We start from the raw sequence: 9,083 nt of genomic DNA, 5'->3' as shown, positions 1-9,083 counted from the left end.
TGTATCGTGACTTTAGTCGACAGAATGACTGGTTACACTTTTATCGGGCAAATGGATGATAGAACAAGCGAGTCGCTCAACGTAAGAATGAGCAAAATCATGACCCGCTCTGACTTACCTTTTAAGACGATAACTTCGGATAACGGCACTGAATTTCATGGTTACGCACAACTAGAAAAACATCATAACTGTCTGTTTTACTTTGCAAATCCATACCACTCATGGGAGCGAGGCACTAATGAAAACACCAATGGTTTGATGCGACAATACTTACCAAAACGAACTTCCATGTCACACGTGACACAGAAGCTATGCAATGAAATTGCACACAAATTAAATACGCGCCCACGCAAAAGACTTGGGTATAGAACACCACTGGAGTATATTCATGCGCATCTTTAAAAAGTGTCGCACTTCAAACTTGATACTAAGCTGACTTAATTGTTCTCGCTGCTCCGCGTTAAGAAATGCTGGGCGACCCGTTCTTGGTTTCTCTTGCAGTCCTTCAAGCCCTTCTTCACGGAATGTTTGTACCCATTTATTCACACTGGTTCTGCTTACCTTTAGGAACTTAGCCAATTTTCTTGGCTCTTCAGTCTAGTTAATTTAAGGCTCCTAACAGGCTTTCAATCAATACCAAAAACTAAATAGTGAACGAGGAGTCTATCTTGCTTAATGTGTCCTATATTAATTAAGTAACACGACAGTCTAAGGAGAGAGGTATGTCCCAAGAAGCTCTGATTTCACGTCTCAACGAATTACCTCGGATTGAGAGTGTGCTGCAAGAATTACTTGAGATGGTCAATCGAGATAATTTTGATTTTTCTGAGCTATCAAAAAAATTGGCAATGGATCAGGTACTCAGTGCCCGATTACTCAGAATGGCTAACTCGGCACATTTTGCCGGTAACAAACCTCTTTCCAACCTCAATGAAGCGGTTATTCGTGTTGGGAGTGGGGCTGTTCGTACTCTTGTTTCTTCTTCAATTCTCTACAGCGCGTTCCCCAAAATTGAAACATTGAATATCAAGGATTATTGGGCCAATACCTTTGAAGTTGCGATGATTGCGAGCAAATTAGCAGATCAAGCGAAGTTGGATGCTAATGAAGTCTTTACCACGGGTGTACTGCACAATATTGGAGAGTTGATGATTCACTCTTTGGTGCCTGAACAGGCGATGGAAATCAGCAATAAAATTGCTGAAGGGCAGTCCTCGTTAAGTGCACAAAGAGAGGTATTAGGCACGGATGCGACGGAACTTGGGGCGAAGCTAGCTGAAGCTTGGAAGTTTCCGCCAGAAATGAAAGATGCTATTGAAAACATCAATCATCCTGGCAAGGCTAAAATAGCCAAACGGTTAGCTTGCTTGCTCTACTTAGCAAGAGACATCAATAAGCGCTGGGATTCGATGTTAGAGGAAGAGGAAAAGCAACATTACTTGGCTGAACATCCTGCGGCAGCGGCGCTGGGCATTACTCCCGGACGCGCTTTTGTGATCGATCAAATCAGAGGGCAAGGAAGTGAAATGGCTTACAACATGTTTAGTTAGCGGTAAGCCAATATCCGTTAAGAGTGATCCGCGGCAGCGAACTTTCTTTTACCCCATTTGATCTGCTGAATAACCAGTCCTGCAATAATGAGCATCAAGCCAATGAGGGTTGTAGGGTGAATTTCCTCACCAATTATGGAGGAAAGTAGCATGAGAGAGATAAAAGGTGAGGCGAAAATGAGGTTGCTGATCCTTGCCGTGTTATTGGTGAGTTTCAGTGCAGATAGCCATAGGACAAAAGTCACTCCCATTTCAAACAGGCCAACATAAGTGACAGCAAGCCAGCCATGCATCGAAATCTGCCCCCATGACTGGCCTTCGATGACTGTTAAAGCAATGGCAAAAGGAATAGCGACTAAGAAACCAAGCAAGACACCAACAATAGGATCGGCTTGGTTTTTAGTATTAAGGATCCAGTACCCAGCCCAAAGTAAAGTCGACGTGAGTGCTAGCGCTACGCCCACAGGGCTTTCAAATGATAGCCCTAATAAATCGCCCTTTGTGGCAATGACAATCACGCCAACGTAGCTGAATACACAGGCAACCCAATCTTGCTTACGAATTTTCTGCCCAAGAAACATGGCAGCCATTAGTGTCAGTGTGATGGCCCAGCTATAGTTGATCGCTTGTGCCTGAGAGGCAGGTAACAGATCGTAGGCTTTAAATAAAATGAGGTAGTAGGCTAATGGGTTGATCAGCCCTAGTAGTAAGTAATACCAAGGATTTGATAAGAAAGTAGTACTGATTTGTGTCAGTTTTCCTTGTAGGGCACAAATCGTGAGAAGGGCCATTGCAGAAACAACACTGGCCACGGTGAGCATTTGGATAGGGCTAAACTCAGCGAGCGTAAGTTTAAAGGCGGTCGCTACAGTAGACCATAACAATACAGCAGAAAGCCCGAATCCTAGGGCGCGATGCTCGTTCATAAATCCTCAAAATGATAGTCAGCAAGCAAAGCACCTAGTGTAAGCGAGGATTTTCTGTGCAACAAACTGGACATTTATCCAGTATGTAAATACCATTGAAACACGCATCTCTTTTCTTAGAACGCCTTATTATGCAATGGATTATAGATAACCAAGCTTCCCTTCTGCTGACCCTTTTTTCTTCGCTATCGACTGCAATTTTAGCCGCTTGGTGGCAGCGCCAGAAGCTAGAGGTGGTGAATCAGTTGTTGCAACAACAGCTAGAAAGTGAACAACGCTTATCTGCCAGTAAAATCGAACAACTGCAGCACGGAATGCAACAGCTTCAAACGGAGTTAGATGATTATGATCAGGAGCGCGATCAGGCGGCCTATGAGGTCAAACAAACCCATGGTAAGTTGATGGCCGCAATTGAGAAACTACGCTACTTCGATGCGGTAAAACAAGAGCGTCAACAATACTTTGATGAGTTAACGGCGTTAAGGGAACACAACGCAAAATTAGAGACACAACTGCGTGAGCAGCAGGTTCGTCATGAGCAACTGAATCAAGCTAATCAGGAGAAGCTGCAAATTCTGGAACAAGCAGAGGTGCGCTTGAAACAGCAGTTTGAGCATCTTGCGAATCAACTTTTTGAAGAAAAAACCGCTAAGGTTGATCAACAAAACCGCCTCAGCTTAGAGGGACTATTATCCCCCTTAAAAGAGCAGTTAGAAGGCTTTAAGAAGCAGGTCAATGATAGTTTCAGTTATGAAGCCAAAGAACGTCATACGCTTGTGCATGAGTTGAAAAATTTACAACGCCTGAATGAGCAGATGACTCGTGAAGCCGTGAACCTTACGCAAGCGCTCAAAGGAGACAATAAGCAGCAAGGAAACTGGGGAGAAGTGGTGTTGGCGCGTGTGCTTGCGGAATCAGGATTACGCGAAGGGCATGAATATCAGACTCAGGTCAGTTTGCAAAATGAAGCGGGTAAACGCTATCAACCCGACGTGATCGTCTATTTACCTCAAGATAAGCAAGTGGTGATCGACTCCAAAATGACGTTGGTGGCCTATGAGCGCTATTTCCATGCGGAGTCGGACAGCGAGCGCGACATTGAGTTGTCCAATCACCTTGCTGCGATTCGTGCGCATATTAAAGGATTAAGTGTAAAAGATTATCACCAGCTCAAAGGTATTCACTCCTTGGACTATGTGCTGATGTTTATACCTGTCGAGCCAGCTTTCCAATTAGCAATACAAGCTGATCCGAGCCTGGTCAAAGATGCGATGGAACAAAATATTATCTTGGTGAGTCCAACCACATTACTGGTTGCTCTGAGAACCATTGATAACCTCTGGCGCAATGAGCGTCAGAGCCAGAACGCGAAGATCATTGCACAGCGAGCAAGTAAGCTATACGACAAGCTGCGCTTGTTTGTCGATGATATGCAAAACTTAGGCGGAGCGCTGGATAAAGCTAACCAAAGTTACCAAGGGGCAATGAACAAATTGGTGACCGGGCGAGGAAATGTCATTCGTCAGGCGGAAAGTTTCAAAGAGCTGGGTGTTGAAGTCAAACGCCCTATCTCGGCGGATTTAACTCAATTAGCACAAAATGACTCTTTAGTAGAAAGACATCCCGTTGAGGATAAAGTAAACTATTCGACCGCAGTCTTGGGCCAAGAAAACCATTTCGGCCCTCAATCGAACCGCACTGCCCAAGAGGAAAAATAATGACGGACATCAGCGTGCAATCGAATACAGCTTTAGAATCATCAGAAACCACGCATTTTGGTTTCACTACCGTAGCGAAAGAAGAAAAAGTCGCTAAGGTTGCTCAAGTATTTCATTCAGTCGCAGCCAAATACGACATTATGAACGACCTGATGTCAGGGGGAATTCATCGTTTGTGGAAGCGCTTTACCATCGATTGCAGTGGTGCTCGTCCTGGTCAGAGAGTATTAGATTTAGGTGGTGGCACAGGAGATTTGACTGCCAAGTTTTCCCGTATCGTCGGTGAAAAGGGTCATGTCATTCTCGCTGACATCAATAATTCTATGCTCAATGTCGGTCGTGACAAACTACGAGACAGCGGCATTGTCGGTAACGTTCATTACGTACAAGCGAATGCCGAGGAATTGCCATTTCCGGATGATTACTTTGACATTATTACCATCAGTTTCTGCCTACGTAACGTGACTGACAAAGATAAAGCGCTTCGCTCGATGTTCCGAGTGCTCAAGCCGGGTGGTCGTTTGTTGGTATTGGAATTTTCCAAACCTGTCTTTGATCCGTTATCTAAGGTGTATGACGCGTACTCTTTCCACCTATTACCGAAGATGGGTGAGTTAGTCGCGAACGATGCCGATAGCTACCGTTACTTGGCCGAATCGATTCGCATGCATCCTGATCAAGAGACCCTTAAGGGCATGATGCAAGAAGCTGGCTTTGAAAATACCTCATACTACAATTTGACGGGTGGCATTGTTGCCCTGCATCGTGGCTACAAGTTTTAGGAGCCTCCATGCCATTTGAACCACTCATTACCGCAGTGATTGAAACTAGCCTCAATGTGCTGGTAAAAGACAATCCGGATCTCGAAAAGCGTTTATTACGTTTAAAGGGGCAAGTGATCCAAGTTCATCTCCAAGAGGTGAACAAAACGTTGACGTTTATTTTTAGCCAACAGATTGATGTATTAGCCAATTATGAAGGCCAACCGGATTGTTATTTGTCGCTTAAATTAGCGGTGTTGCCTGATCTGAAAGAGCAGGCCAATATCACGAAGCTGATTAAGCAAGACAAGCTGATCCTTGAAGGGGACATTCAATTAGCGCAGAAGTTTGCTCAGCTCATCTCGGATGCAAAACCGGATGTGGAGGAATGGGTATCGCGTGTCACTGGGGATGTGGTCGCTCACTCTTTGGCTCAGGGTGTAAAGAATGTTGGTGGCTTTGTCGGCCGTCAAGCAAAAAAGCAACAGCATCATCTTGCTCAGGTGATTACCGAAGAATGGCGTCTGGCACCTGGACCATTGGAAGTGGCTTACTTCTGTGACCAAGTGGACGATGCCAAAAGTGATCTCGCCAGACTAGAAGCTCGTCTGCAAAAACTGTTGGAGAAAGCATGACCCCGACAGAGCTAAAGCGTCTTTATCGCATCATTAAAGTTCAGCTTGAATATGGTTTGGATGATCTACTGCCAGACCATCAACTTGCCAAAGCACCACGTTGGATGCGCAAAAGCTTGTTTTGGCTTAAGAATCAGCATCCAGAAAAGCCGTTAGGGGATCGTCTACGTCTTGCCCTGCAAGAGCTGGGCCCTGTTTGGATTAAGTTTGGCCAGATGTTGTCTACTCGTCGCGATTTGTTTCCTCCTCACATTGCAGACCCGCTTGCACTGCTGCAAGATCAAGTCTCGCCTTTTGATGGTGCATTGGCGAAAGCGCAAATGGAGCAAGCACTCGGTGGGCCTCTAGAAACTTGGTTTAGTGATTTTGACCTAGTTCCTTTAGCGTCGGCCTCCATTGCGCAGGTGCATACCGCCAAGCTGAAAACGACTAACCAAGAAGTGGTATTAAAGGTCATTCGCCCAGATATTCGTCCCATCATTGATGCAGATCTAAAACTGATGCGACGTATGGCGCGTATAGTCGCCAAAGCAATGCCTGAAGCACGTCGTCTTAAACCAATCGAAGTGGTTCGAGAGTATGAGAAAACCTTACTGGACGAGCTTGATTTGCGTCGCGAAGCGGCCAATGCGATACAGCTAAGACGCAATTTTACCGACAGTGAAGAGTTATATGTTCCTGAAGTTTATCCGGACTTTAGTAATGAAACTGTCATGGTTTCTGAGCGAATATATGGCATCCAAGTCTCGGATATTGCAGGCTTGAAAGAGAATGGCACCAACATGAAGTTGTTGGCAGAAAGAGGGGTGAGTGTATTCTTTACCCAGGTTTTTCGCGACAGCTTCTTCCATGCAGACATGCATCCAGGGAATGTGTTTGTTAACCCTGAACATCCCGAGAACCCCCAATGGATTGGTTTGGATTGTGGCATTGTTGGCACATTAAATAGCGAAGATAAACGCTATTTAGCGGAAAACTTTTTGGCGTTTTTTAATCGTGATTATCGACGTGTAGCCGAGCTGCATGTGGACTCTGGCTGGGTACCGGCAGACACCAATATTGATGAATTTGAATTTGCGATTCGTATTGTTTGTGAGCCGATTTTTGCCAAACCGTTGTGTGAAATCTCCTTTGGTCATGTGCTATTGAACCTATTCAATACCGCAAGGCGATTCAATATGGAAGTTCAGCCACAACTGGTGTTATTGCAAAAAACCTTGCTGTATGTGGAAGGGTTAGGGCGCCAGCTTTACCCTCAACTTGATCTCTGGGAAACCGCAAAACCCTTCCTTGAAGAGTGGATGATGAATCAAGTTGGTCCTAAGGCGTTGATCAATGCAATAAAAGACCGCGCGCCTTATTGGGCGGAAAAATTACCTGAACTGCCGGAGTTGCTGTATGACAGCCTCAAACAGGGCAAAGAGATGAACCAGAGAATGGATCAGCTTTACCAAGGCTATCGAGCCAGCAAGCGCCAGCAGGCAACAGGAAAGTTTTTATTTGGTGTTGGGGCCACATTAGTCGTATGCTCGGCAATATTGGTGGACCACACTTATGAACAGCTTTCACTGGCGACGGCTATTGCAGGCGTCACATTTTGGCTGTTCAGTTGGCGAGCTTATCGTCGTTAGACGTTAAACTCTTGATCTAATTTTTGTTACAAAAGACCCGAGGTAAAAAGAATGGGTGGTATCAGTATCTGGCAACTGTTGATTATTGCTGTCATCGTTGTATTGCTATTCGGAACTAAAAAACTGCGCGGTATTGGTAGTGATTTAGGCGGCGCAATTAAAGGCTTCAAAAAAGCAATGAACGAAGAAGAGTCTGAGAAGAAAGACGCAGACTTTGAGCCGAAAAGTCTAGAGCAGCAAGACAAACAAGCTGCGACCGAAACTAAAAAAGACAAAGAGCAGGCGTAATAAGTGTTTGATATCGGTTTTTGGGAACTGGTATTGATATTTGTCGTGGGTCTGGTTGTTTTAGGGCCAGAGCGTTTGCCGCATGCGATTCGTAGTGTGGCGCGATTTGTTGGTGCAGCAAAAAGCATGGCAAATAGCGTTAAAGACGAGTTAGCTCATGAGCTCAAAGTTCAGGAGCTACAAGAAAACTTGCGTAAAGCAGAGCAAATGGGGATGGAAGAACTTTCGCCAGACCTGAAAGCGTCTGTGGAGCAGCTAAAACAAGCAGCTCAGTCGGTGAATCGCCCATACGCAGATGTGTCAGCCAAAAATGAAGCCACGTCCAGCTCGTCTAGTGATGTGATTCATCAAACTGAGGCGGCAAAAACATCGGCGGCAAATACCAAGTCCGAATAGTCTCACATAGGGGAGCTACTCTTTGGGTAGCTCTTTTTTGATCCGTTTTGATTCTAGAGGTTTGACATGTCTACCGTTGAGCAGACTCAACCTTTGATTAGCCACTTGTTAGAACTGCGTAATCGCTTATTGAAAGCGCTCCTTGCAGTGTTGATTGTTTTTGTCGGTCTAATCTATTTTTCTGGTGAAATATACGAGTTTATCTCGGCGCCGCTGGTGGAGCGTCTTCCTGAAGGGGCGACGATGATCGCAACGGATGTGGCTTCACCGTTTTTTACGCCGCTCAAATTGACTTTGATCGTGGCGGTCTTTTTGGCTGTGCCGTTTATTCTTTATCAGGTTTGGGCGTTTGTGGCGCCTGGCCTGTATAAGCATGAGCGTCGCTTAATCATGCCATTGTTGGCTTCCAGTTCGTTATTGTTTTATTGCGGCGTGGCGTTTGCTTACTACGTTGTCTTTCCTCTGGTGTTTGGCTTTTTCACCGCCATCTCTTTGGGTGGCGTCGAGTTTGCCACCGACATCGCCAGTTATTTGGATTTTGTTTTAGCGCTGTTTTTAGCATTTGGTATTGCTTTTGAGGTACCAGTAGCGATCATTTTGCTGTGCTGGACAGGAGCAACCGATCCGAAGAGCTTAAGCGAAAAACGCCCCTATATTATTGTTGGTGCGTTTATCGTAGGGATGCTGTTAACTCCGCCAGATATGATTTCGCAAACCCTATTGGCCATTCCGATGTGTTTGTTGTTCGAAGTCGGTTTGTTCTTTGCGCGTTTCTATACCCGCAAAGAGGAAAGTGAAGAACAAGAGCAAGAATAATAAAAAAGCGGCTTCATGAAGCCGCTTCAGATTGATGACGAACCCCGCTTTTTAAGTGGGGTTCTTTTTTGGAAGCGACCGTAGGTCGCGATCGTGATTTTTTTTTGTTATATCGTGCGCAGAAGTTTCCATTCATTACACGGGTATACAGAAGCAAGTATCTGCCTTATTTCTGCCATATTTAAGCCCATTTTTCGTAGATAGTTCACCACCAACGCTATCTTCTTGATGTTTTGGGCTGCCGCTGCCAACCAACATTGCATTTGCACATTGGCTAGACCTCRGAAGCGAGCATAACGATGACCATGATGTTGCTTGGCATCTGCAAAGCTCCGTTCTACTGTTTCACTTCGACGTCGATA

At 45.3% G+C, this 9,083-nt stretch carries 9 protein-coding genes and 3 pseudogenes; 9 read left to right on the top strand and 3 right to left on the bottom strand.

Annotated features, from left to right (window positions below):
* Positions 1–402 (top strand): annotated as a pseudogene (locus CIK04_RS11705) (IS30-like element ISVvu6 family transposase); the annotation flags it as partial.
* Here the strand turns inward: CIK04_RS11705 and CIK04_RS11700 are convergent.
* Positions 334–579 (bottom strand): annotated as a pseudogene (locus tag CIK04_RS11700) (transposase); the annotation flags it as partial. The pseudogenes CIK04_RS11705 and CIK04_RS11700 sit on opposite strands and share 69 nt — an antisense overlap.
* Before the next feature lie 143 nt (positions 580–722).
* On the opposite strand from CIK04_RS11700, the gene CIK04_RS11695 reads away from it, so the two are divergent.
* Positions 723–1,550, top strand: a complete 828-nt coding sequence (locus tag CIK04_RS11695) for an HDOD domain-containing protein (RefSeq protein WP_097353661.1) — start codon at positions 723–725, stop codon at positions 1,548–1,550.
* A 17-nt stretch (positions 1,551–1,567) separates the two neighbouring features.
* On the opposite strand, the gene CIK04_RS11690 is transcribed toward CIK04_RS11695, so the two are convergent.
* Positions 1,568–2,476: a DMT family transporter gene (locus CIK04_RS11690; RefSeq protein ID WP_097353662.1), complete on the bottom strand. Its 909-nt coding sequence runs from the start codon at positions 2,474–2,476 to the stop codon at positions 1,568–1,570.
* 131 nt (positions 2,477–2,607) lie between these two features.
* Between CIK04_RS11690 and rmuC the strand changes: the two genes are divergently transcribed.
* The 7 genes and pseudogenes from rmuC (at position 2,608) to tatC (ending at position 8,721) form a co-directional block, all read left to right on the top strand.
* Positions 2,608–4,194 (top strand): DNA recombination protein RmuC, encoded by a 1,587-nt coding sequence (gene rmuC, locus CIK04_RS11685; RefSeq protein WP_026050263.1) that lies wholly within the window; start codon positions 2,608–2,610, stop codon positions 4,192–4,194.
* Positions 4,194–4,976, top strand: a complete 783-nt coding sequence (ubiE, locus tag CIK04_RS11680; protein ID WP_011078975.1) for a bifunctional demethylmenaquinone methyltransferase/2-methoxy-6-polyprenyl-1,4-benzoquinol methylase UbiE — start codon at positions 4,194–4,196, stop codon at positions 4,974–4,976. The genes rmuC and ubiE overlap by 1 nt, the downstream gene beginning before the upstream one ends.
* An 8-nt stretch (positions 4,977–4,984) precedes the next feature.
* Positions 4,985–5,590 carry an SCP2 domain-containing protein gene (locus CIK04_RS11675; RefSeq protein WP_017420527.1) on the top strand — a complete coding sequence of 202 codons (606 nt, stop codon included), beginning with the start codon at positions 4,985–4,987 and terminating at the stop codon, positions 5,588–5,590.
* Positions 5,587–7,221, top strand: coding sequence for a ubiquinone biosynthesis regulatory protein kinase UbiB (gene ubiB / locus CIK04_RS11670; RefSeq protein WP_097353663.1), 1,635 nt, complete (start codon positions 5,587–5,589; stop codon positions 7,219–7,221). Before CIK04_RS11675 ends, ubiB begins: the two co-directional genes overlap by 4 nt.
* Positions 7,222–7,272: 51 nt before the next feature.
* Positions 7,273–7,509: a Sec-independent protein translocase subunit TatA gene (tatA, locus tag CIK04_RS11665; protein ID WP_097353664.1), complete on the top strand. Its 237-nt coding sequence runs from the start codon at positions 7,273–7,275 to the stop codon at positions 7,507–7,509.
* A gap of 3 nt (positions 7,510–7,512) precedes the next feature.
* A pseudogene (gene tatB / locus CIK04_RS11660) lies at positions 7,513–7,803 on the top strand (Sec-independent protein translocase protein TatB); the annotation flags it as partial.
* A gap of 168 nt (positions 7,804–7,971) precedes the next feature.
* The gene (gene tatC, locus CIK04_RS11655) at positions 7,972–8,721 is read left to right on the top strand and encodes a twin-arginine translocase subunit TatC (RefSeq protein WP_017789570.1); all 750 of its coding nucleotides are present in this window, start codon (positions 7,972–7,974) and stop codon (positions 8,719–8,721) included.
* A gap of 107 nt (positions 8,722–8,828) precedes the next feature.
* Here the strand turns inward: tatC and CIK04_RS11650 are convergent.
* Positions 8,829–9,083 (bottom strand): transposase (locus tag CIK04_RS11650; protein ID WP_176463324.1); only part of this gene is annotated, 255 nt, incomplete at its 5' end.

The organism is Vibrio sp. 03_296 (genome assembly GCF_002265885.1).
The sequence above is the reverse complement of the archived record's forward strand: the minus strand, read 5'-3'. Positions and strand labels throughout refer to the sequence as shown.